A 22,549-nucleotide genomic window follows, 5' to 3' on the forward strand; every position below is an offset into this window, starting at 1 on the left:
CCGCGGCCATCGTGGTGCTGGCAACGTGCGCCGTCATCGGTGCGGCCCGCCGCGCCGAGGTGGCTCGCCCGGCCGCCGGGTACGACTCGGGGCGGGTGGCCCCGGCCGCCCCGGCCGCGCGGGGAGTCAGCCGGGCCCTGAGCTGGGCCATACCGCTGGCGCCATGGGTGTACGCCTCGGCGACACTGGGTTTCGTCACCATCCCCACCCGGCTGCACACCGCGCTCGCGGCTCCCCTGGCGGCCGGCACGGCCACCCTGATCGTCAACGGTGTCAGCGGCGTCGTACAGGTTCTGGTCCGCGCGCTTCGGTGGGGTCCGCAGTCTGGCACCGTCGGTGCGGTGCTGGCGGCGCTCGGCTACGCGGTAGCCGCACTGGCGCCCCCGGCGCTGACCCCGGCGTTGGGTCTCCCGCTGTTTGTGGTTCTCGGCTGCGCCTCGGGCCTGTGCCTGCGTGAAGGCCTGATCGACCTCGAGGCCGCCGCGCCGCCACGCCTGCGCGGGGCTCTGACCGGAGTGTTCTACGTCGTCACGTACGTCGGCTTTGCCCTGCCGCTGATCCTGGCCACCGTCGGCTCGGCGGTTTCGGTGGTGATCCTGTCCGTGATGGCCGTGCTGGCCACCGTAACGGCGGTCGCCCGGGCGGTGCGGTTACGCCGAGACAGCCACCGCCAGGACTGATTCCTCGCGGCCCGCGCCGGCGATCAAACCAGTTGGCGCAGCGTCTCGATCAGCTTGATCCGCTCCGCCGTGGTCGACGCGATGGGCGCCACGTTGAGGGTGGTGACCCCCGCCTCACGGAACGCCGCCAGCCGCTCCTTGACGAATTCGCGGGTGCCGATCAGGTTGACGTCGCGCACCAGATCGTCGGGCACCACCTTGGCGGCGCCGTCCTTGTCGCCGGCCAGGTAAAGCTCCTGGATCCGGTCGGCCTGCGCGCCGTAGCCGTATTTGGTGGCCAGGGCGTGATAGAAGTTCTTGCCCTTGGCTCCCATCCCGCCGATGTAGAGGGCCAGGTGCGGTTTGACGAATTCCCTTAGCGGCTCGACGTTTTCGCCGATGGCCAGGACGGGACCGGCGTAGATGTCGAGGTCACCAAGCTCGGGGTCGCGCTTGGCCCGGCCGGCGGCCAGGGAGTCCCCCCACACGTCCTGCGCCTTTTCGGGCAGATAGAAGATCGGTTGCCAGCCCTCGGCGATCTCGGCGGCCAGTTCGACGTTCTTGGGTCCCAGCGCGGCCACCAGTATCGGAATACGCTCCCGGACAGGGGAATTGATCAGCTTGAGCGGTTTGCCGAGGCCGGTGCCCTGGTCGGCGGGCAGCGGGATCGTGTAGTGCTTGCCCTGGTGTTGCACGGTCTCGCGTCGCCACACCTGCCGGCAGATCTCGATGACTTCGCGAGTCCGGCCGATCGGGGCGTCGTAGGGAACACCGTGAAATCCCTCGATGACCTGCGGACCGGAAGCGCCCAGGCCCAGGGTGAAACGCCCGTCGGAGACGTAGTCCAGGCCGGCGGCGGTCATCGCGGTGAGGGTCGGGGTTCGGGTGTAGAGCTGCAGGATGCCCGAGGCCAGCCCGACCCGTTCGGTGCTGGCGGCCAGGTAACCCAGCGCGCTCACCGCATCGAACGAATATGCCTCGGGCACAAAGACAATGTCCAGCCCGGCGCGTTCCAGGTCGGCCACCTCGGCGGCGACGTCCTTGAATCCGCCCGCATAGTTGATGCTCAGTCCAATCCGCATGGTCATACTTCTACGCGGTGCCGGATTGATTGGCCAATTCCAGCGCCTCCTGCTGGATGTGACCGAATTGGGCGCCCATCGCCTCGGACAAGGCCGTCGCGCCCGACAGCGGGCGCACCATCACCATGAAGTCGTCGATGCGTCCGTCGTCGTCGAAGTGCAGGAAGTCGCATCCGGTGATCTTCACCCCGGGAGCCCCGGCTATGCCGGTCTCGAACACGAAAGCGTGGTCGCGCCCGCCGGGGTCGTGAATCTCGCGGACGTAGCGGAAGTCCTCGAAGATCCGCAACACCCCGCGCAGGATGGCGGCGGTGATCGGCTTGCCGACGTAGGGCTTGAACGCCACCGGGCTGGTGAAGACCACGGTGTCGGCGAGCATCGCCCGGATGGCCTCCTCGTCGCGCTCTTCGACGGCTTTGCGGAACGGGTGCATGAGCGACCTCGCATAGTCAACTAGTTGAGTACGTGCGGGATCGACGCTAGGGCGCCCGCCGCGCGATGTCCAGAGTGCGATTAGTCACTTTGTTGAGTAATCGTGTCGTTGTAGCATCGACCGATGTCGCTGCGTGACGCGGTGTTGGCCGCCCTTCTCGAGGGCGAATCGTCCGGATACGACCTGGCCAAAGACTTCGATGCTTCCGTCGCAAACTTCTGGCCGGCGACCCCGCAGCAGCTGTATCGCGAACTTGACCGGCTCGCTGAGCAAGGGCTCATCCAGGCCCGGCTCGTGCAGCAAGAACGCCGGCCCAACAAGCGCATGTTCTCCCTGACCGAAGCCGGCCGGGACGCGATCCGCCAGTTCACGACCAAGGCGCCGAAACCTTCGGTGATCCGTGACGAGCTACTGGTCAAGGTTCAAGCCGCCGACGCCGGCGACATCGAGGCCGTCCGCGAGTTCATCCGCGACCGGCTGCACTGGGCGAGCGCCAAAGTGCAACGTTACGAACGTTTGCGGGCGCGCATGCTGGACGGCCACAGCGAAGAGGAATACCTGGCCCGAACCGAACGAATTGGCCCCTATTTGACGCTGAGCCGGGGAATCTCGTTCGAACAGGAGAACATTCGGTGGGCCGAACGCGCGCTGAGCATTCTCGACCGCCGCGTGCCGGCCACTCGCCGGTGATGCGGCTCAGCGTTCGCGGACCGCGGTGAAGAACTTGGTGCGCAGCAACCGATCGAACACTACCGGCAGATCCTGGAAGGGCCGTCCGTATTCGGTGGCGGCCTTGTCGACCAGGTCCACGCCGGTGACCCGCCAATGATGTTGGGCAAGAAACGCTTTGGTGTCGGTGCGCGGATCGTCGTACCACAGCTCGGCGACCGGCGGGTGGTCGGTGTCCTGGCTGATGGTGGGTACGTTGTCGGCGAATTCCTGCACTTCGCCGGGGGCCGGCCCGAGCTCGGCGGCTAGGTGGCTACCGGCGGCCGACAACTCGTGCAGCTTGTCGAAGAGCGCGTCCTGCGCGGCCCCGGGCAGATAGGGCAGCAACCCCTCGAGCGCCCACGCCGTCGGTTGGCCGGGGTCGAAGCCGGCCGCAATCAGCTCACCCGCCCAATCGTCACGCAGATCGGTGGCGACGGTGACGCGCCGCGTCGACGGGACGGCCCCCCGCTGGTCGAGGACCCGCTGTTTGAATTCGAGCACCCGCGGCTGATCGACTTCGTACACCGTATGGCCGGCGGGCCACTGCAGCCGGTAGGCGCGAGAATCCAACCCGGCGGCCAGTATGACGGCCTGGCGGGTGCCGGACCGACTGGCCTCGGCGACAAACTCGTCGAAGAATCGCGTGCGCACCCCCACCCACTGCGCATTGAAGGCCGCCGCGCTGGTCATGTCCGTCTTGTCCACTGCCGCAATAAGGTTCGGCTCACCGGCGGCGGCCACGAAGCCGGCGGCGAAGTCGTCGTTCGCCAACGGCGGCCGCAGCCCGGCGTCGAGGGCACGCGCCGCGCACACGGCCAACGCGGTGAAGCCGACACTCGTCACGATGTCCCAGGTATCGCCGGCACTTCGGGCCACAACAGCCTCCCATCAACTCATCAACCAGGCGCGGCACGATTCGTTCGCACAACTAACGATATCGTACGCCGACCGGTTGAGTGCCCCGATCGGTCCTACGACGAGGCGCCCGCCGCTGCCCCGAGCAGTTCGCTCAACTGCGAGACGCAGTAGCACCCCGGACCCGCGCCATCGCGCACCGCCATGCGCACCGCGCGGGCTACGGCGGCATTCAGCGGGGCCCTGGTGCCGTGCCGGTGCGCGATCCGGGCGATCTCGCCGTTGAAGAAATCCGTCTCGACGTTGCCGGTGTTACGGCTGAACGACTGCCAGGTCGAGTTGCTCGGCCCACCGTCCCATCCGGGGACGGGGCGGATGACCGGACCGTCCGCTCGTACCGCCCGCGACGTTTCGAACCGCACGAATTCGATTCCCGCAGAGCGCAAGACATTTTCACCCTCGGCCCGCAGCGCGTCGAGTATCTCGCCGGCGTCGGTCGCGCCGGCGGTCAGCGCCCCCACCCCGTTTCCGAGGTTGCTCAGCAACTTGTTGTACTTCCACGGGGCGACGTCGGGTGTGATTCGGGTGCGGATGCCCGCCTCGCTCCAGGCCTCGGCGAGGCTCGTCAGCAGGTCGGCATCGGCCGCCTCGCCCGCTCCCGCGGGCCACCGTGCGATGTGAAACTGGCCGGCCACCGGCCACGACCGCACGATCACTTCCCCGGGTTCGACGTGCACGGCAGGCAACCACACGCAGACGCCGAACACGCGAGCAAAGTAGCGCAGCGCCTTCTCCTCGGCGGCAACACCGTTGAGCGCGGTCATCGCCGGCAGCAATTCGCCTGCGGTGCCCCGCGTTCCGCGCACCGGGCGGTCGACCCACTCCTGCAAGGCCGCGTCGAGTTGCTGGGTTTTCGTCGTGAAGACCAGCACGTCGCGCTTGGTCAGTTGCACCTGGTCGGGCCGCGACGCGACGGTGACCGGTGTGCGCCACGCGCCGTCCGGCGTCCGCAGCGTCAAGCCATCGGCCGCCAGCACCTCGGCATGCCGGCCGCGGGCAACCAAGACGGTGGAAGTTTCTGCCCTCGCCAGCAATCCGCCCAGCGTGCCGCCGATGGCTCCGGCACCGATGATCACGTATCGGCGATCGTCCCGCTCCGCCATCGCCCCGCCCCCTCCTGAAGTCGCCATCCTCCACGGCGAGATTACGTGCCGGTGCCCGGCTGCGCCGCCGGCCGCGGCGCTAGCCTGAGGAATGACCGAATACCGCTCGCCCTCGACCGGCCGGGCCGTACGCGCCGTTTTCTTCGATACCTTCGGAACAGTCGTCGATTGGCGATCCGGAATCGCCGCCACGGTACGACAATTCGCCCGACGCCACGACGTCAGCCTCGACCCGGACGCGTTCGCAATCGACTGGCGGAGCCGATACCTGCCCTCGATGGCCGAAATTCGTTCGGGCCGCCGGGAATTCGTGTCACTGGATATCCTGCATCGAGAGAACCTCCTCGCATCGCTCGAGCAGTTCGGCGTCGCTGTCGGCGCGCTGCCCGGCGACGAGGTCGACGCACTCGCCCGCTCGTGGCGCTGGCTGCCGCCGTGGCCGGACAGCGTCGACGGCATCGCGGCCATGAAGCGACACGTGATCGTCGGGCCGCTGTCCAACGGCAACACCGGGCTGCTGGTCGAGATGGCCAAGTACGCCGGCCTGCCGTGGGACATGGTGCTGGGTTCCGATGTCGAAAAGGCCTACAAGCCCGACCCGCGCGCCTACCACACTCCCGCACGTTTCCTTGGCCTGGAACCGGGTGAGGTGATGCTCATCGCGGCGCACCCCTCCGACTTAGACGCCGCCCAAAACGCCGGCCTGGCGACCGGTTACGTCGCGCGGCCCGACGAATACGGCCCGGGGCGGGAATCACCGGTCGAGTCCACCGGCGCGTGGGACGTCTCGGGCACGTCGCTGGGCGAATTGGCCGGCTCGCTGTTCGGTGCGCCGGATCCACGATAATGCGGCGCCGCCGCATGGTTTCGATCCGACTGCGCCGATGCGGCCGCTACCGCATCACACCCGAGGCCGTAGCGGACGCAGGCGCGGGGCGGCGTAGCGGGCCGCCGCTGCGATAGGGAATGGGAGGCTCGGCGACGGCGTTTACCTCGGGGTGGCGACGCCCACGCGCCGGTGCGGCCGGTCGTCGGCCGAGTCGATCGCGGTTGGGCGCCGAGGATGCCGAGAGGGTTGGACGTGAGATTTCTGCTGATCACACTCATCACCCATGTGCCGGACCTGGTCTCCGGGTCGAAGTCGAGCCCGGCCGATCGGCTGCGTGATGTCCTCGACAAAGCCGTGCTCGCCGAGGAACTCGGGTTCGACGGCTTCGCTGTCGGTGAGCGTCACGAAGACCCGTTCATCTCGTCCTCCCCACCGGTGGTGCTCAGCAACATCGCGGCGCGCACCTCGAAGATCGCCTTGTTCACCGGGGTTACCACGCTGAGCCTGCTGGATCCGGTGCGCGCCTTCGAGGATTACTCGACGCTGGACAATCTGTCCGGTGGGCGGCTCGAACTGATCATCGGAAAGGGCAACGGAGCGGCGCAGGCCGAACTGTTCCACGTGACCCCCGAGGATCAGTGGGACCGCAATCGCGAAGGCTACGAGCTGTTTCGCCTGCTGTGGGACAGTGAGAACGTGACGTGGTCGGGGCGGTTCCGTCCGCCACTCGTCAACGCCAAGGCACTTCCCCGCCCGTTGCAGCGCCGCATCCGGATCTGGCACGGCAGCGCGACGAGTAAGGATTCCGTCGATCTCGCGGCGCGCCACGGCGATCCGATCTTCTCCGCCAATGTCAGCAATCCCATCGAGCCGTACGCCGAGCTGGTTCGTCACTACCGGCAGCGGTGGGAGTTCTACGGCCACCGGCCCGAGGACGCCCTCGTCGGCGCGGGAACGGCCGGGTTCTACATCACCCGGAACTCACAGGACGCCGTGGCGACCTACCGGCCGATGTTCGAGGCGCGTCTGGCGTTCGCGCGCCGCACCGGCCTTCCCGTGGTGTTCGAGTCGATCGAAGACTTCGTCGAGCGAAGCTCGGCGTTGGTGGGCAGTCCCGCGCAGGTGATTGACAAGGTCGGGCGCTACCACCGGGAACTCGGGCACGAGGTGATGCATCTGTCCGCAGATGCCGACGGGGTGACGCGCGACCAACAGCGCCGCAGCCTCGAGCTGTTCCAGTCCGAAGTGGCCCCCGTTCTCCGCGAGAGCATCCCGAGCCGGCCGCTCATCGCCCAGGCGCCTCTCGAAGAGGTTGCGCTGTAACTACTTCCACGCAAACACCGGTTGTTCCAACCCGTCGACCGGATCACCGCGCCCCTCCAGGCCCAGCCACCGCAGCTGCAGCAGCACGGCGCCCGTCGGTGCGTGGATGAGGTCGTTGCCCAGCGGGATCTGCACGACCGGCCGTGGGCTCTCCGGGATGGTGATGAACCGCGGCGAGTCGTCGCGCTGCAGTTGGTGCAACCCCACCCGGTAGACCGCCACCACCTCGTCGGGCGCGGGATGTAGCTCGAGCCGCCCGCCTCCCCAGAGCACCACCGGCGTGATCACGTATCCGGATCGGGTGGGGTAGTCGTCGAGCAGGCCCAGGACCGTCGAATCGGACAGCTCGACGCCGACCTCCTCGCGCAGTTCGCGCAGCGCCGCGTCGACCACGGTCTCGCCAGGGTCGAGGCGGCCGCCGGGCAGAGCCCACTGTGCCGCGTGCGTGCTGAGACGAGAGGCCCTGCGGCACAGCAGAAAAGCGGCGCCGCCGGAGACATCGACCATGCGGCCGTCCAGGTGGGCCGCGGGCAACGGGCGAGCGGCATTCCAATCGTCCACCGCCACCGGGTCCACCCGGTCCTCCCCCACCTCGGAGTCGACGAGCACCACCGCGACGGCCGCGTGCCGCTTCGTCGGGTCGGTCACCGCGCGGCGGCTATGGCCGGCCAGATTGTTCCGGATCCGCTCGCGCAGGGGCCGGTCGTAGGGGATGGTCACGCCTCGAGCCTAGGCTGAGGCGTTTTCACGCCGCGCAGATCCGTGCTTGGTCGGGGCCGGCGCCAGTGGTTAACTGCGAGCATGCGAAGACAACCGGTGCTGGCCCGACGCTTCTTCGATCGCTACGAACCGGTGCACGCGGTGACGTATTTCGCGCCCGAAGCGCGGGCGGCGTTGGACGCGCTCGGTTATCGGGGTTTTTGGATGGGCTATTTCGCGGCCCGCTCTGCCCCGCTGGGCGCCGCGACCCGGGAGTTGGTCACGGCGATCTTCTACAATTTCGCCCCCGAACGGGTCGCCAAGGCACTGCCGGCGGCGTGGGAGATCGCGGGCCCGCAGGCCGCGTTGCAGGCCAGGCAGGAATCCGCGGTGGCGGCGTTACGCCGCTACGGACTCAGCATCGACGAAAACGTCCGCGTCGCAGCCGAACTGGCGGGCAAGGCGGCCCGCCACGCGCCCCTGGATGGGCGTCCCCTGTTCGCGGCGAATCTGGCATTGCTCTGGCCGGACGATCCGTTGTCCGCGCTGTGGCACGCCACCACGCTGTTGCGCGAGCACCGCGGCGACGCCCACGTGGCCGTGCTCGCCGCGGCCGGCATCTCCGGGCGCGAATCGAACGTCCTACATGCCGCGGCCGGCAACGTGTCTCGCGACTACCTTGCCCGCACCCGTGACTACGACGAGGCATCCTGGCGTCACCACGAGCAACGACTCGCCGAGCGGGGGCTGCTCGACGACGGCGGAGCGCTGACCCCGGCCGGGCGTCAACTGAAGGACCACATCGAATTGATGACCGACACGCTGGCCCTGTCCGCGCTCGACCCGCTCAGCGACGACGAGGTGGAGACGCTGTTCTCAGCGCTCACCCCGATCACCCGCGCCGTGGTCGCGGGCGGCGACGTTCCCGCCCTCACCCCGATGACGTTGCGCCGCGACGAATTACACGATGACAGCGCGCATTTGGCGGATCGATGAGCGGCCAGCGGGTGCCCGGCGGGGTGGTGCACAAATTGCCCGCGGATCTGCGCGACGCGTTGATCGGCAACGCCACCGCGCTTGGCGCCTGGCGCGACATCACGCCGTTGGCCCGAAACGAGTTCATCTGTTGGGTCGAGGATGCCAAGCAGCAGGCAACTCGGGAGCGCCGCATCCGCCGGACCCAGGAGGAGCTGGAGGAGGGCAAGCGCCGGCCGTGCTGCTGGCCGGGCTGCAAGCACCGCGAACGCACCGGAAAGTAGTGCCGCAGAGGCACTCTCGGCAAAAGCGCGGCTACTTGGTCAGTGGTTTGTAGAAGACCAGGCCGTTGCCCTTGTTGTCATAGACCACGGCCCGTCGTTCGTGGGCATCGTCGTAGGGGCCGTGCACGATGCCGCCACCGCTGGCCTCGACGGCCTTGGCCGCGGCGTCGACGTCCGCGGTCTTGATGCCGACCACGACCTGCCCGGGGATGGGATGGTCCACCGCGGTCGCCAGCGCCAGCGTGACCGGGCCCGCGTCGAGGGCCGCGAAGTGCGCGCCGTCGCGAAACTTCAGCGGCATGCCAAGGGTTTCGCTGTAGAACCGGATCGACTCGTCGAGGTCGTCAGTCGACAAGATGATCATCTTCGCTTCGTGCCCGCTCACGGCGCCTCCTATGTCCGGGTCGCCACCAGACTAGCGCCGCGGTGTGCTCAGGCGGCGCCGGACGGAAGCGCTTGGCCGTCACCGTAATCCATCGGCGGGGCCTCGCCATGCCCTGCACCGCGGTAGGCCACGGCGGTGGCCAGGGCCTTGCCGCCCTCGATTGTCCCGACCACAACGACTTTGTCGTTCACCGTGAAACGCGGTGCGGCCGTGATGGGTTGGCGGTTACCGTGATTGACGACGGTGGTGTTCGGGGTGAAGCCATACGTCTGCACGTGCCCGTCGGCGCCGCGCATGGTCACCGAGTCCGCCGACACGGCCACCACGGTTCCTTCCTGGCTCACCGGCTGCGAGACGGCCGGCGGCTCGAGATTCGCGGCAACGGCGCGCTTCTCGGGGTGGCCTGCGTTGAGCACCAGCGCCATCAGGCACGCGGCGCCCAACAGCGAAGTGGAGACGATTTCGCACATCGTCGCGGCGCCGGAAAGCCCGCGTCGCCGACCACGATCGGTCGGCGTCGGGTTTTGCTCCGGCGGCTCCGGCATGCGGTGTTTGGCGCTCACGGTCAGTCCTTCCAGCGGCGTTGCACCAAAGGACATCGGCGCCCACCGAATCAGGTTGTTGCCGGGGAAATTACCCGCGGCTGTGGTGCGGTAAACCCGGCTGTGCTGCCACCGGCGCTGTTACGGGGCTATCGCATACCGCGGCGCAGGTCCCGCGGGTGCGGTCAACAACGCGCCGACCTCGGCAAGCGACCCCGGGCCGGCGACCAATTCGGGCCACGGGAAACGCTCGCGCGTGCGCTGCAAGAAGCTCAGCGCCGCGGTCAGGTGCCGCGGTTCGTAGTTGTGCACACCCAGGATGGACAGTTGGCGGCGCACCACCGATTCGGCGTCCACCGCCACGGGCGCGTTCGGCGCGACCGAACCCGCCAGCACGGCTATCCCTTGGACGTCGAGAGCGGCCAACCCGCCTTCCAGCGCTGCCGGCAAGCCGGCCAAGTCCAGCAACACGTCGCACGTGCCGGCTCCGGATGCCGAACCTCGCGCATCGCCGGCGCCGAATCTGCGCGCCAGTTGCCTTCTGACCACGTCCGGATCGACGGCGGTCACCGCCGCGGCGCCACCGATTCCGGCCGCGGCGACCGCGGTCAGACCGAGCATGCCGGCGCCGAGCACGAGCACCCGTCGCCCGTTCAGGTCTCCCGCGCGTTCGATCACGGACATGACCGTGGCCGTCGCACAGGCCGCCGGTGCGGCGACCGCGTCGATGAGGTCGTCGTCGACCACCGCGATGGGCAAACCGCGGGGAAGGAAAACGTGTTGGGCGTAGCCGCCGGACAGTCCCCATTCGGAGTCCAGTGCCTCATGGCCGGCCTTGCGCACGACGCGGCACTTCGCCGTGACGCCCGCGCGACACCGGTCGCAGGTGCCGCAGGGCAGCGTCACGCACCAGATGACGCGTTGACCAACGCGCAAAGCCCGGCCGTCTACGGCCGCGGGCCGGCCGCCGCCCAGCGCCACGATCTCACCGACGGCCTCGTGACCCAGGATCGACGGGCACGGCTGGCGGCGCCGCCCACCCACGGTGTGCCTGTCGCTGCCGCACACCGTGGCGAGCCGGACTCGCACCAACACATCGCCCGGCCGCAACGGCGGAACGGGCACCGATTCCACCGAGACGTCGGGACCGCCACGCCACACGGCCGCCAGCGTGTGCGCGACCGGCATCGGCTGCGTCACGAGGGGCCGGCCGCCAGGTTGCTGGCCTCGAGGAGCGCGGGCAGGTCGGCCACGGACGCGAGCAGATGGGTGTGTCGATACCTGCCGAGCTCGACGGCGTCGTCGGCCCCCGACAGGACGCCGACGACAAGCGCCGCACCCGAGTTGGTTCCGGCTTGTAGGTCGCGCGGGGTGTCGCCGGCGACGAGTACCCGGGACACGTCGGTGACACCGAGCTTCTCCATGGCCCGAAAGATCATGAAGGGCGCTGGGCGTCCGGCCGCGACGTCACTGCCACACACGACCGCGTCCACGGTCGACTCGCCTTCCCAGCCCAGAGCGGCTAACAACGAATCGACGATGTCACGGTCGAACCCGGTGGTGAGAGCGATCCGGATACCTTCGGATCGCAGCGCGGCCATCGCGTCGGTGATGCCGGGCAGCGGGCGCGGCGGAGAGGCCGCGTAGGCGGACGTCAGCCGGGCACGGAAGTCAGCGACGACGGCGTCCAGCAGGTCCGCGTTCGGCGGGGCGCCACCTGATGGGGTGAGCAGCGCCCGCAGCGCCTCGTGCTTTGCCGCCCCGTGCCAGCGTGCGATGTCGGCCTCGGACGGCGACGCTCCGTAGGCGTTCGCCGTTTCGGCGAGGACCCGGTAGACCTGCTGGCCCTCGTCGATGGTGGTGCCGGCCATGTCCAACACGGCCAGTTCGACCCGGGTGGTCATCGGGCGTCGACCTCCGTTCCCGGCCTGGCGTTTCGGCTCAGGGCGCAGCGCGCGTCCAAGGTGTTCTCCAGCGTGAAACTGACCATGCCCGGCAGATAGCGGTCGTCGTGGTACTCGATGACCTCACCATCGGCGCCCCGGGTACTCCGTTGCTGCCGCAGTAGCGGATCGCCCTGCGCCACAGCGAGATACGTCGCATCGATCCGGTCGGCCGCGACCGCGTCGATGACGTGCGAGGCGGTCGAGAACCGCACTCCCTGCGACAGCAGGTAGGCCCACAGCGACCCCGAGTCGCAATCGAAGTCGAACAACCGGCGACCGACGTGCTCGACGAAGGTCGCTCGTTCCAGCATCGCGGGCTCGCCGTCGAGGTAGCGCAACCGCAACATCTGCACGACCGGGGCTCCCTCGTCGAGATGCAGTACCGAGGCCGCGTGTTCGTCGGCTCGGCGCCAAGCCAATTCGAGCGTGCGCTGTCCGGGCGTGCGCCCAATCGAATGGGCCCACGCGGAATAGGACAGCAGCGTGTCGAACGGCTGGCCGACCGACGCCGTACAGACGACGGGCCGTTTCCCGCGGCCGCCGGCGATGACGCCCTCGGCACGCAAGGCGGCCAGCGCCTGGCGGACAGGTCCGCGTGACGCTTTCCAGCGGTCACAGAGTTGGGATTCCGACGGAAGCTCGGAACCCACGGGCAGGTCTCCGACCCGGATCTGCTCCCGCAGGCTGTCGGCGATCATCTCGTGCAGCGCCATTGCCATGTACTTGACTATACATGTCGCCGGAACGGCGCTCGACCCGCTGGCCACTGAATATCCTTGAGGTTACTAATCATTGAACATCAACATAAATGGCGGTACGTCGTTGACTTGCGTCTAGCGTGTGGTGGACGGTACTTATCATGACAAGTCCCGGACCGCGGCGCGACGCCATGCCCTCCGCATCGGCCCATGCCGGCGTCGCCAAGTCGATCGACGACGCGAAGCTCGACATATTCCACTTCAAGGCCGCGGCGACCGCGGGAGCCGGATTCTTCACGGACTCATACGATCTCAACGTGATCGGCACGGTCACCCTGCTGGCCACCCCGCAGTTCCACCTCACCGGCGGGCAGATTTCGATGCTGACGAGTTCGACACTGCTCGCAGTCGCGTTGGGCGCCATAGCCTTCGGTCGCCTCGGCGACATGCTCGGCCGCCGCCGCGTCTACGGCTTGGAAGCGGTCCTGATGATCATCGGGGCGCTGCTCTCCGCGTTCGCTCCCAACTTCACCATCCTGCTCGTCGCGCGGCTGATACTCGGAATCGGCATCGGGGGCGACTATCCCGCCAGCGGCGTCATCATGGCCGAATACGCCAATCGGCGAAACCGCGGTCAGCTGGTCGGCCTGACCTTCATCTTCTACGTGTTCGGCCAAGTCGCGGCATATCTTGTCAGCCTGCTCGTGCTGGCCATCGGCGTGCCCGACCACATCGCCTGGCGACTGATACTGGGGATCGGCGTCATCCCGTCCCTGCTGGTGCTGTATCAGCGTCGCCACATGCCCGAGTCACCGCGCTGGACGGCCGAGCGTGGCGACGAGCAGCAGGCGCTGAAAGACTTTGCGGCGTTTGCTCAATCGCGCGCGACATTCGCCTCACCTGCCGTCGGCGCGACGCCCGCCGCCAAGATCGGACTGTCCAACCGCAAGCTCCTCACGGTCCTGTTGGGCACCGCGGGTAGCTGGTTCTTCTTCAACGTCGCCGTCTATGGCAGCTACGTCAGCCAACCACTGCTCATCAAGCACATCACGCCCCACGGCAGTGTGCTGTCCAACATCGCCCTGAACGCGGTGCTCGTCATCTGTTTCGGCCTCGGCGGCGCGATCGCGGGCCTGCTGGTGCTCGACCGGGTGCCACGACGCAAGTTGCAAGGGCTCGGGTTTGGCATCTGCGCGCTGGCAATGCTGCTGATAACGGCCTTCCCGATCATCAGCGCCTCGGTAGTGCCGTTCGCGATCGTGTTCGGCATGTCGTTGTTCGGGGTCGCCTTCGGACCCAACTACACCACCATGCTTCTCGCCGCGGAGTCCTATCCCACCGCGGTGCGCAGCACGTTCCACGGCCTTTCCTCCGCCATCGCGAAGGTCGGGGCGTTCCTGGGTGCGCTGTTCGTGCCGCTCCTGCTCAGCGGAGCCGGGTTACGAGCGGTGACCCTGTTGGGGTTTTGCTGCTACGCGGCGGGTATCGCCACCACCGTCTTGGTACGCGAACCCGCGGGACTGGCGCTCGACGACGTCAGCGATGGCCTTCGCCGCCGCGGCGCACGAACCGGCGTGACAACCGAAACCCCTGCGCCGGAACGGCTTTCGGCCTGATGGTCAGGTGCGAAGTCAGCTCTTGGTGAGGGTGAACTGCGCTACGTCGGTGTAGCCCTCGCGGAACAGGTCCGCGCATCCGGTCAGGTACTTCATGTACCGGTCGTAGACCTCTTCGGACTGGATCGCGATGGCCTCGTCCCTGCGCGCCTCCAGGGCGGCCGACCAGGTGTCGAGCGTGCGGGCGTAGTGCAGGCGCAGCGGCTGGTAACGGTCGAGGCTGAAGCCGGCGCGCTCGGCGTGCTCGACGACGCCCTTGGCCTGGGGCAGGTCACCGCCCGGGAAGATCTCGTCCATGATGAATTTCATGAACCGGATCTTGGTCATGGTGATGGGCAGCCCGCGCTCGGCGAATTCCTCGTCGCTGGGCTTGATGATGGTGTGCAGCATCATCACCCCATCGGCCGGCAGCGCCTCATAGGCCATCTTGAAGAAGTCGGGGTACCGGTCCCGGCCGAAGTGTTCGAATGCGCCGATCGACACGATGCGGTCGACCTTCTCGTCGAACTGCTCCCAGCCCTGCAGCAGCACCCGCTTGGACCGCGTCGAGGGGTGGCTGTCCAGACGGCGCTGCACGTGCGCCTGCTGGTTGCGGCTCAGCGTCAGGCCGACCACGTTGACGTCGTAACGCTCGAGCGCCCGGACGATCGTGGTGCCCCACCCGCACCCGATGTCGAGCAGCGTCATGCCGGGCTGCAGGCCGAGCTTGCCGAGCGAGAGGTCGACCTTCGCGTACTGCGCCTCTTCCAGCGACATGTCCTCGCGCTCGAAATAGGCGCAGCTATAGGTCCGCGTCGGGTCCAGGAAGAGCGCGAAGAATTCGTCGGACAGGTCGTAGTGCGCTTGTACGTCCTCGAAGTGCGGTTCCAAGCTGACGGCATCGCCGGGTTTTTCGGACAAGGCACAACCTCTGACTGGTTCTTATTGTTTTACCGGGTGCGATCGAAGCAGATCGCCTGACTGACGCCCCAGTGTATCCGCCCGGATGTCCGCGCCTGCCCGGCGAGTTGCTGTTCAAGGCGCCGAGCCTGCGGACGGGGGCCGACGCTGTTGCCCGCACCGCGACGTCACCGGATGACTGACGCGGGCGTCAAATTGGTATCGAGCTGCGGGGCAGGTGAACTCGACGAAGGCGTACGATCCGGCTGGCTGGACGCGGTTGACGGATCCCGCGCCGGGTTGTTATCTCAGCTGATGAACCGGGTAAGCCCCGGGCTGACCGGTGTTCAGAGAGGCGGAACTCTCCGATGGCTGACATCACCATGTTGATCCTTGCCGACCATGAGTGGTTCCGCGAGCAGTTCGCGCTGCTGGACGACCTGCAGGCGCACAGTCCCGACGACCGGGCGGCGCTCAAGCGGGTATGGCGTCCGCTCGCCGACAAGCTGGACGTGCACGCCTACATCGAAGAAAAGATCTTCTACCCGCAGTTGCTCAAACGCGGGGGCGAGGACGCCGAAGGCGAGACCCTCGACGCGATCGGTGATCACAACGACATCCGCGACGGCGTGCGCGAGGCCAACGCCGCCCCGCTCGGCAGTGACCAGTGGTGGGCGGCGGTCGGGCGAACCCGGGTGGCCAACGACGATCACATGGGTGAAGAGGAACGAGAAGGGCTGTCGGATTTTCGCCGCAACGCCCCCATCGGGCTTCGCGATGCGCTCGGGCGCCAGTACAGCGAGTTCATGGCCGAGCACCCCACCACCGAGGGGCTGCCGATCGAGGATCGCGACCCGCGTCGCTACGTCGAGCAGTTCGAGGAGACGTCCCAGACCAAACCCACCGACTTCTCGCTGCGCATCGGGAGCCTCAAAGGCCAGTGAGGCGTCCGCGACCGCCGGGACGTGACGCGAATAACCAATCCGGCGCCGGCGTTGCCGTCGCACCGTCGTCGCCGCTCGCGAGGCGGGTCTAGCTGGCATTTGCCGGACGCGACCGCGCCCGCGCATGCGTTCGCCGGACCGTCGCGCCAGCCCGCCGACACGCGCGATTACCCGACCCCGCTGGTTCGTCCCGGGAATGTTTCGGGTAAGCCATCAGTCGATGGGTACTCGACGCCGCCGGAGGAAATGGGCACGTAAAGACATCAGGGTCGCCGATCCGGCGATGCGGCAGACCATCATGGGCACCGCGATCGGCAACTTCATGGAGTGGTACGACTTCGGCGTCTACGGCTATATCGCGACCACGATCGCGCAGGTGTTCTACCCCGGCAAGAGCGTCAGCGGCGTCCACCTGATCGCCACCTTCGGCACGCTGGCGGCGGCCTTCGTGGTGCGGCCGCTCGGCGGCTTCATCTTCGGTCCGCTGGGCGACCGCATCGGCCGGCACCGGGTGCTGGTGGTGACCATCCTGATGATGACGATCAGCACGACCATGACCGGGCTGCTGCCCACCTACAGCACCATCGGGATCTGGGCGCCGATCCTGCTCGTCATCGCCCGAATATTTCAGGGCCTGTCCACCGGCGGTGAGTACGTCGGCGCGATGACCTACCTGGTCGAACAGGCCCCCGACCACAAACGCGGCATGATGGTCGGGTTCTTGCCGATGGGCAACCTGGTCGGCTTCGTCCTCGCCGGGTTGCTGGTGACGGGGCTGCAGACCTGGCTGCCGGACGACGACATGCTGGCGTACGGCTGGCGGATTCCGCTGCTGCTGGGCCTGCCCTTCGGCCTGGTCGCCCTGTTCTTGCGGCTCCGGCTCAAGGAGTCCTCCGCCTACCAGAGCGCGCACGACGATGCGCCCTCGGCGAACGACCAAGGCGGCCAGCAGATTCGGCGGACGATCGCGGCCCAGTGGCGTCCGATGCTGATCTGCGCGGCGCTGGTGCTGACCTCCCAGGTCGCCGACTTCATGCTCACCGGGTATCTGCCGACATATCTGCGGCTGTTCGTGCGCGTCGGGCACACCGCCGGGCTGGTGATGATCGTCTCGACGCTGGCGATCTTGATGGTCACCGTGGTGCTCGTCGCCAGCTTGTCTGACCGCATCGGCGTCAAACCCATCATGTGGACCGGCTGCGGGCTGCTGATCGTGGCCTCGATCCCGGCGTTCTGGCTCATCCGCTTCGGCGGCCTGTACCCGGTGATCTTCATCGGCGTCCTGCTGATCGGCCTGATGGAGCTGTGCTTCGACAGCACCGGCCCCGCCATGTTGCCCGCACTGTTTCCCACCAACGTGCGCTACGGGGCACTGGCCATCTCGTACAACATCTCGATTTCACTGGTCGGCGGCGTTACGCCGCTGATCGCCCAAGCGCTGGTCTCCGGCACCGGCAACGTGATGGTGCCGGCTTACATGCTGATCTTCGGCGGCGTGGTGGGCGCCATCACGTTGCTGTTCACCCCGGAAGTCGCCGGCAAGCCGTTGCTCGGCTCCGGGCCTGCCGTCGAAACCGAGCGCGAGGCTCGCGAGCTCGCCGAGGACGTCAGGTAGCGGACGGCCCGCGCAGTTTCTTCTGTTTTTGCTCGTGGGCGTTTATTTGGCCGTGGCGGGCTATCCGGTGAAGATGAGGACCGGTTTCCACCAGCGGCTGCGCACGCTGACCGAACAGCTCGCCCAGATGTGCGCGATGGCCGCTGAGGCGATCCAGCAGGCGAGCGAGGCGCTGCTGGAGGCCGACCTGACGACGGCCGAATCCGTCATCGCGCGCCATCGCAGCATCCTCGCGATGGACGCGCACGTCGAGGAGACCGCATTCGCGCTGTTGGCCTTGCAGGCGCCGGTGGCCACCGACCTGCGCGCGGTGGTCAGCGCCCTGCGGATCGCCGCGGACGCGCGACGGATGGTCGAGCTCGCGGTCCACATCGCCGAGATCGCCCGTCGCCGGCACCCGTATCCGGCCGTCTCGGCCGAGGTGCGGCCATACATCGCCGCCATGGGCGAGGCGGCCGAAGCGCTGGCGCTGGGGGCGCGCGAGGTGCTGGTGTCTCAGGATCCGCGCAGGGCAGCTCAGATTCGCCGCGACGACGACACGATGGACGACCTGCACCGGCGCCTGCTGGCGGTGCTGAAGGATCCCGCGTGGACGGAGGGCGTCGCCGCCGCGGTGGACGCCACCCTGTTGGGCCGCTTCTACGAACGCTTCGCCGACCATGCGGTGCAGATCGCGCGGCGCGTCATCTTTCAGGCCACCGGGCGCTAGCCGATGCGCTTCGGCGCGGTGACAACGTGCCGCGAACGAGGCGGCTCAGCGGTCAAGCGTGACGCAGCACCAACAACTCGCCGGTCAAAGTTCCATCCTCGAGCAACCGACCGATCGTCGAACTCTGACGTTCGGCCAACTGCCAGGTCTCCGTATCCCCATGCCGGTCGGCGAGGACACGCTCCACGGTGTCGACCCGCTCATTCCATGCGTCCTCGATCGGCGGAAGGTCCTGCGTGCCGAGTTGCCGCTCGACGTCGAGCGCGGCCCTGGTCAGCAGCTCTCGCAAGGCATCGGGTGTCGGAAAGTGGTTGCCCTCCAGCGCATTTGGCGGTATGTCGCGATGCGCGACGAAAACGAGCAACCCGACGCGCCCACCCGGCCGTACCACGCGGCGCAGCTCGGTGAGCAACGCGAGTTGATCGGGGGTGGTACACAGCACGCCCAGTGCCCAGGCGGCGGTGAAACTCGCGTCCCTCATCGGTAGGGCCGATCCCATCGCGCACACCACCGGAAAGCCGAAGAGTTTCTGTGCCGCACGGCACGCGCCGGTCTCCGGCTCCACGAGAACGGGCCGAACCGCAGTCGATCGAGCGGCGTATGCCGCGGGGCCCCCGACGCCGGCGCCGGCGTCCAACAGTGTGGCTTCGGGCGCCAGTTTCATGTGTTCGACGAGCCAGTCGAGGGCCGCCGGGCTGCCGCTTCCCCGGCAGCCGGCAGGGAGGTGGTAGTCCGGCCCGAGCTCGGCCGCCACCTGCGCGGTCCATTCGGCGACGGCGTCGAACTCGGCCTCCATGGGGTCCGTCATGGCGCCCCTCCTCCCTGCTCCCGGATGCGCCGGCCCACTTCTGCCTTGATCTCCGCACCGATGCGAGGTCCCGATGCCGAGGCCAGCCCCGAGACGTTCACCCCCTCGACGCCCTCGATCGACAGCAGCGCTCGCGCCTCGTCCACCGCCGCCGCGATCCCGGCCTCCACCGGATCCGACGCGCCCAGAACCCGTTGCGTCACAGTGGGATCGAGCTCGAGTCCCGGCAGCCCTTCCAGTACCGCCGCCGAGACGGTGTCGGTGAATACCGCTACCGCCGCGATCACCGGGATCGCCAACCCGGCCGCCCGTGCCGACTTCATGAAATCGGCGACCATGTCGGGAAAGGGCACGTGGTTGAGGACCGCCAGACTCGCTCCGGCTCGCTGCTTCTCGACCAACCGCGCGGGCCTGCGCTGTACGGGCGGGGCGGTAGGCGTTTCTGGTACCGCGGCGACGATGCCGACCGAAGCGGCCAGCGAAACCAGGCGAGGCCCGTCGAGGTCGAAGGCCTGCGAAACATCCGGGCGCACGTCATATCCGCGCCCATCGCCGGTGACGCACAGCACCGTTTCGACATCGATGCTGCGCAGTCCTCTCAACTCCTGCTCGAGCACCACGCGGTTACGGTCCCGGCAGGACAACGTGATCCACGGCGTCACACCGGCGTCGAGCAACAGCGACGCCATCAACGTGGGCGGGAAGTCGGGTTTGTTCTGGTGTTCGCCCACGAGGACGGCGTCGCATCCGGGCGCCAGGACCGTCGCCGTCGCCGCGATGTCGTCAGGATCGAACGGGGTGGCGCTGAAGTCGGTCAGCACCCGCGGAGTCCGCGCGGGTCGGGGGGCCGGGCTATGACCCGACCACGGCACCACGTCGTCGAAGACGCACGGACCCGGGCGCATCTCGCACTGTCCGTCCGGCCGCACGCCGCCGCACGGCCCGAACTCCATCCGCTTCGGACAACCCGAATCCGCCGGCATCCGCACCCCCTCGATCGTCAATACCCAAACGATCGCGCCCACAAGCGTCCCGGCGACCGCGCGATGTCGGGACGTCATTCGCGATTAGCAATCGTTCGCTGCGGCTAATACGAAAGGGGCATGTGCTGGATGGACGGCACAGCGGACGGAATGGGAACGCCTATGGAACCGATATCACCGATGGACGCGTTGTTCCTCATCGGCGAGTCACGCGAACACCCGATGCACGTGGGCTCACTGCAACTCTTCGAGCCCCCGGAGGATGCCGATCCCCATTTCGTGCGCGAGGCGTATCAGGCGATGCTGCAGTGCACGGACGTGCAGCCGTCGTTCCGTAAGCATCCGGCCTTCTTCGGCGGCATCACCAACGTCGCGTGGTCCTTCGACAAGGACGTCGAACTCGACTACCACCTTCGCCGGTCCGCGTTGCCCGAGCCGGGACGAGTCCGCGACTTGCTCGAGTTGGCTTCCCGGCTGCACGGCAGCCTGCTCGACCGGCATCGCCCGATGTGGGAGGCGCACCTGGTGGAAGGCCTGCAGGACGGGCGGTATGCGGTCTACACGAAGTATCACCACTCCCTCATGGACGGCGTCTCGGCGCTACGCCTGGTGCAGCGCGCCTTCACCCCCGACCCCGACGACGACGAGGTGCGGGTGCCGTGGAGCCTGGGTCCGCGTAAGCGCAGCGGGCGACGCGAACAGTCGTCGCTCTTCGACCGGGTGGGCCGCACCGCGGGGTCGGCGCTCGCCCTGGCGCCCTCCACACTCAAGCTGGCGCGCGCCGCGCTACTCGAACAGCAACTGACCCTGCCGTTCCGGGCGCCTCGCTCGATGTTCAACGTCCGGATCGGCGGCGCCAGACGGGTAGCGGCACAGTCGTACTCGTTCGAGCGCATCAACGCCGTCAAATCCGCCACCGGTACCACCGTCAACGACGTCGTGCTCGCCATGTGCGCCGGGGCCCTGCGCGCCTACCTCCTCGATCAGAACGCCCTGCCGGACGCGCCGCTGACCGCCATGGTCCCGGTGAATCTGCGCAAGGACGACGACGACCGCGGGGGCAACAACGTCGGGACGTTCCTGTGCAATCTCGCAACGGATCTCGACGACCCGGCCAAGCGGCTGGAGATCATCAGCGCCTCCATCCGCGACACCAAGGAGGTGTTCTGGCAGCTGCCGCCGGTTCAGCAATTGGCCCTGTCCGCCTTCAACATCGGCGGCTTGTTCTTCGGGCTGATCCCCGGTTATCTCTCCGCGGGCTCGCCGCCGTTCAACATCGTCATCTCGAACGTGTCGACCGGCAACTCAGACCAATTGTATTGGCGCGGAGCACGATTGGACGGAAACTATCCGCTGTCGATCCCGCTCGACGGGCAGGCGGTCAACATCACCGTGACCAACAACGCGGACAACCTCGACTTCGGTCTGGTCGGATGCCGCCGCAGCGTCCCGCACCTGCAGCGAATGCTCGGTCATCTCGAGGCGTCCCTGAAGGATCTGGAGCTGGTGGCGGGCGTCTGAGACACGTTGCGGCGCTGGCAAATCGCTGCCGCCGCTCACGAGGCAACGGTGTCGGTGGCGTCGGCGCGCTCTTCCTCCAGCCGGTCCTTGCTGCGCAGCAATCGCAGCAGCGTGACGAACAGGAGACCGCCCACCAGGTTGCCGACGACGGTGTAGCCGAACCAGCCCAGCCAATCGAGGTAGCCGAACGGCGCCTTGCCGGTGATGAGCGCGCCGAAGATGAGCAGCGAATCCAGAATCGAGTGGAACAACCGCAGCCCGGCGAGGAGGAACGCCGCCACCACGGCCGCGGCGATCTTGGCGGGCACCGAGTCGGTGCCGTGTTGCATCCGGGTCATCAGCGTGATCACCATGCCGCCGAGCACGGCCAGACAGAAGCTCTGGGCCGACAGCGGCGCGGTGGCGAAGTGGGTCGCGGATTCGACCGTCTGAGAGTGCAACTCGGGAAAGCCGGTCATGATCAGCCACATGATCACCCAACCGCCGACGAGGTTGGCAAACATCGTCCCGGCCCATAGTTTGAGCAGTTGCGTCAGGCCGGCGCGCTTGGCCGCCACGGTGACGACGGGGATGATGAAGCCCTCGGTAAACAGCTCGCTGCGACCGAGCAGCAGCGCCAAAAAGCCGATGGAGAACGCCAATCCGGCCAGCAGCGGGCGGTGGGTGGCGTCCAGGACCGACAGATAGGCGAGCACGCCGAGCGCCACTTCGGTGCCCCCGAAAAACCCGGTGACCAGCACACCGCGCCAGCTCCGGTGCAGTCGCTGGGTACCCTCGCTCAGCATTCTGCTGAAGGCGTCTTCGAGCTCGTCCTCGATTGGACTGTCGGTTTTGCCGAGCTGTCGTCGGATGTTCTGGCCCATAATGAAGTCCTCGCAGTTGAACGGCCG

At 67.7% G+C, this 22,549-nt stretch carries 24 protein-coding genes and 1 pseudogene; 11 read left to right on the plus strand and 14 right to left on the minus strand.

What is annotated here, in order from left to right; translation table 11 throughout:
• Positions 1-680: pseudogene (locus A9W96_RS07520) on the plus strand (MFS transporter); the annotation flags it as partial.
• 23 nt (positions 681-703) lie between these two features.
• Here the strand turns inward: A9W96_RS07520 and A9W96_RS07525 are convergent.
• Entirely contained in the window at positions 704-1,741 is a 1,038-nt protein-coding gene (locus A9W96_RS07525) for an LLM class F420-dependent oxidoreductase (RefSeq protein ID WP_066861294.1), read from the minus strand.
• A 10-nt stretch (positions 1,742-1,751) separates the two neighbouring features.
• Entirely contained in the window at positions 1,752-2,174 is a 423-nt protein-coding gene (locus tag A9W96_RS07530; protein ID WP_067138731.1) for a nuclear transport factor 2 family protein, read from the minus strand.
• Between the two features lie 123 nt (positions 2,175-2,297).
• Between A9W96_RS07530 and A9W96_RS07535 the strand changes: the two genes are divergently transcribed.
• Entirely contained in the window at positions 2,298-2,864 is a 567-nt protein-coding gene (locus A9W96_RS07535) for a PadR family transcriptional regulator (RefSeq protein WP_067022415.1), read from the plus strand.
• Positions 2,865-2,870: 6 nt separating this feature from the next.
• Here the strand turns inward: A9W96_RS07535 and A9W96_RS07540 are convergent, their stop codons facing one another.
• The gene (locus tag A9W96_RS07540) at positions 2,871-3,761 is read right to left on the minus strand and encodes an SAM-dependent methyltransferase (protein ID WP_066876455.1); all 891 of its coding nucleotides are present in this window, start codon (positions 3,759-3,761) and stop codon (positions 2,871-2,873) included.
• A 95-nt stretch (positions 3,762-3,856) separates the two neighbouring features.
• The gene (locus A9W96_RS07545) at positions 3,857-4,903 is read right to left on the minus strand and encodes a ketopantoate reductase family protein (protein ID WP_067138732.1); all 1,047 of its coding nucleotides are present in this window, start codon (positions 4,901-4,903) and stop codon (positions 3,857-3,859) included.
• Positions 4,904-4,994: 91 nt separating this feature from the next.
• Here A9W96_RS07545 and A9W96_RS07550 point away from each other — a divergent pair, with 91 nt between their 5' ends.
• Both A9W96_RS07550 and A9W96_RS07555 read left to right on the plus strand, forming a co-directional pair.
• The gene (locus A9W96_RS07550; RefSeq protein WP_067138733.1) at positions 4,995-5,750 is read left to right on the plus strand and encodes a haloacid dehalogenase type II; all 756 of its coding nucleotides are present in this window, start codon (positions 4,995-4,997) and stop codon (positions 5,748-5,750) included.
• 234 nt (positions 5,751-5,984) lie between these two features.
• Complete coding sequence (locus A9W96_RS07555) at positions 5,985-7,055, plus strand: LLM class flavin-dependent oxidoreductase (RefSeq protein ID WP_066876512.1); 1,071 nt, start codon at positions 5,985-5,987, stop codon at positions 7,053-7,055.
• On the opposite strand, the gene A9W96_RS07560 is transcribed toward A9W96_RS07555, so the two are convergent.
• Positions 7,056-7,775: a CoA pyrophosphatase gene (locus A9W96_RS07560; protein ID WP_067138734.1), complete on the minus strand. Its 720-nt coding sequence runs from the start codon at positions 7,773-7,775 to the stop codon at positions 7,056-7,058. It lies immediately after the preceding gene.
• A gap of 81 nt (positions 7,776-7,856) precedes the next feature.
• Here A9W96_RS07560 and A9W96_RS07565 point away from each other — a divergent pair, with 81 nt between their 5' ends.
• Both A9W96_RS07565 and A9W96_RS07570 read left to right on the plus strand, forming a co-directional pair.
• On the plus strand, positions 7,857-8,750 hold the full coding sequence (locus A9W96_RS07565) for a hypothetical protein (RefSeq protein ID WP_067138735.1): 894 nt from the start codon (positions 7,857-7,859) through the stop codon (positions 8,748-8,750).
• Positions 8,747-9,013: a YdeI/OmpD-associated family protein gene (locus A9W96_RS07570; RefSeq protein ID WP_066861233.1), complete on the plus strand. Its 267-nt coding sequence runs from the start codon at positions 8,747-8,749 to the stop codon at positions 9,011-9,013. Before A9W96_RS07565 ends, A9W96_RS07570 begins: the two co-directional genes overlap by 4 nt.
• A gap of 31 nt (positions 9,014-9,044) precedes the next feature.
• Here the strand turns inward: A9W96_RS07570 and A9W96_RS07575 are convergent, their stop codons facing one another.
• The 5 genes from A9W96_RS07575 to A9W96_RS07595 form a co-directional block, all read right to left on the minus strand.
• Complete coding sequence (locus tag A9W96_RS07575; RefSeq protein ID WP_066861230.1) at positions 9,045-9,398, minus strand: VOC family protein; 354 nt, start codon at positions 9,396-9,398, stop codon at positions 9,045-9,047.
• A gap of 47 nt (positions 9,399-9,445) precedes the next feature.
• Positions 9,446-9,961 carry a hypothetical protein gene (locus A9W96_RS07580; protein ID WP_231999626.1) on the minus strand — a complete coding sequence of 172 codons (516 nt, stop codon included), beginning with the start codon at positions 9,959-9,961 and terminating at the stop codon, positions 9,446-9,448.
• 120 nt (positions 9,962-10,081) lie between these two features.
• Positions 10,082-11,128, minus strand: coding sequence for a zinc-binding dehydrogenase (locus tag A9W96_RS07585; RefSeq protein ID WP_067022515.1), 1,047 nt, complete (start codon positions 11,126-11,128; stop codon positions 10,082-10,084).
• Between the two features lie 8 nt (positions 11,129-11,136).
• Positions 11,137-11,844, minus strand: a complete 708-nt coding sequence (locus A9W96_RS07590; RefSeq protein WP_066861224.1) for a phosphonatase-like hydrolase — start codon at positions 11,842-11,844, stop codon at positions 11,137-11,139.
• The gene (locus A9W96_RS07595; RefSeq protein WP_067022427.1) at positions 11,841-12,605 is read right to left on the minus strand and encodes a GntR family transcriptional regulator; all 765 of its coding nucleotides are present in this window, start codon (positions 12,603-12,605) and stop codon (positions 11,841-11,843) included. The genes A9W96_RS07590 and A9W96_RS07595 overlap by 4 nt, the downstream gene beginning before the upstream one ends.
• Before the next feature lie 140 nt (positions 12,606-12,745).
• Here A9W96_RS07595 and A9W96_RS07600 point away from each other — a divergent pair, with 140 nt between their 5' ends.
• On the plus strand, positions 12,746-14,200 hold the full coding sequence (locus A9W96_RS07600) for an MFS transporter (protein WP_067138737.1): 1,455 nt from the start codon (positions 12,746-12,748) through the stop codon (positions 14,198-14,200).
• A gap of 15 nt (positions 14,201-14,215) precedes the next feature.
• Here the strand turns inward: A9W96_RS07600 and A9W96_RS07605 are convergent, their stop codons facing one another.
• Complete coding sequence (locus A9W96_RS07605; RefSeq protein ID WP_066861215.1) at positions 14,216-15,100, minus strand: cyclopropane mycolic acid synthase family methyltransferase; 885 nt, start codon at positions 15,098-15,100, stop codon at positions 14,216-14,218.
• Positions 15,101-15,447: 347 nt separating this feature from the next.
• Here A9W96_RS07605 and A9W96_RS07610 point away from each other — a divergent pair, with 347 nt between their 5' ends.
• From A9W96_RS07610 to phoU, 3 genes are all read left to right on the plus strand, one after another.
• The gene (locus tag A9W96_RS07610) at positions 15,448-16,023 is read left to right on the plus strand and encodes a hemerythrin domain-containing protein (protein WP_066861212.1); all 576 of its coding nucleotides are present in this window, start codon (positions 15,448-15,450) and stop codon (positions 16,021-16,023) included.
• 283 nt (positions 16,024-16,306) lie between these two features.
• On the plus strand, positions 16,307-17,638 hold the full coding sequence (locus tag A9W96_RS07615; protein ID WP_067138739.1) for an MFS transporter: 1,332 nt from the start codon (positions 16,307-16,309) through the stop codon (positions 17,636-17,638).
• Between the two features lie 73 nt (positions 17,639-17,711).
• Entirely contained in the window at positions 17,712-18,347 is a 636-nt protein-coding gene (phoU, locus tag A9W96_RS07620) for a phosphate signaling complex protein PhoU (RefSeq protein ID WP_067022517.1), read from the plus strand.
• A gap of 52 nt (positions 18,348-18,399) precedes the next feature.
• Here the strand turns inward: phoU and A9W96_RS07625 are convergent, their stop codons facing one another.
• Both A9W96_RS07625 and A9W96_RS07630 read right to left on the minus strand, forming a co-directional pair.
• Positions 18,400-19,155, minus strand: a complete 756-nt coding sequence (locus tag A9W96_RS07625; RefSeq protein ID WP_066861206.1) for a class I SAM-dependent methyltransferase — start codon at positions 19,153-19,155, stop codon at positions 18,400-18,402.
• Entirely contained in the window at positions 19,152-20,138 is a 987-nt protein-coding gene (locus A9W96_RS07630; protein ID WP_066861281.1) for a methylenetetrahydrofolate reductase, read from the minus strand. The genes A9W96_RS07625 and A9W96_RS07630 overlap by 4 nt, the downstream gene beginning before the upstream one ends.
• 162 nt (positions 20,139-20,300) lie before the next feature.
• Between A9W96_RS07630 and A9W96_RS07635 the strand changes: the two genes are divergently transcribed.
• Complete coding sequence (locus A9W96_RS07635) at positions 20,301-21,659, plus strand: wax ester/triacylglycerol synthase family O-acyltransferase (RefSeq protein ID WP_066861203.1); 1,359 nt, start codon at positions 20,301-20,303, stop codon at positions 21,657-21,659.
• 35 nt (positions 21,660-21,694) lie between these two features.
• On the opposite strand, the gene A9W96_RS07640 is transcribed toward A9W96_RS07635, so the two are convergent.
• A complete protein-coding gene (locus tag A9W96_RS07640; protein ID WP_067138741.1) occupies positions 21,695-22,522 on the minus strand; it encodes a formate/nitrite transporter family protein in 828 nt (275 codons plus the stop codon).
• Positions 22,523-22,549: the final 27 nt, after the last annotated feature.

The organism is Mycobacterium sp. 1245852.3 (assembly GCF_001669335.1).
Taxonomy (GTDB): Bacteria; Actinomycetota; Actinomycetes; order Mycobacteriales; family Mycobacteriaceae; genus Mycobacterium; species Mycobacterium europaeum_A.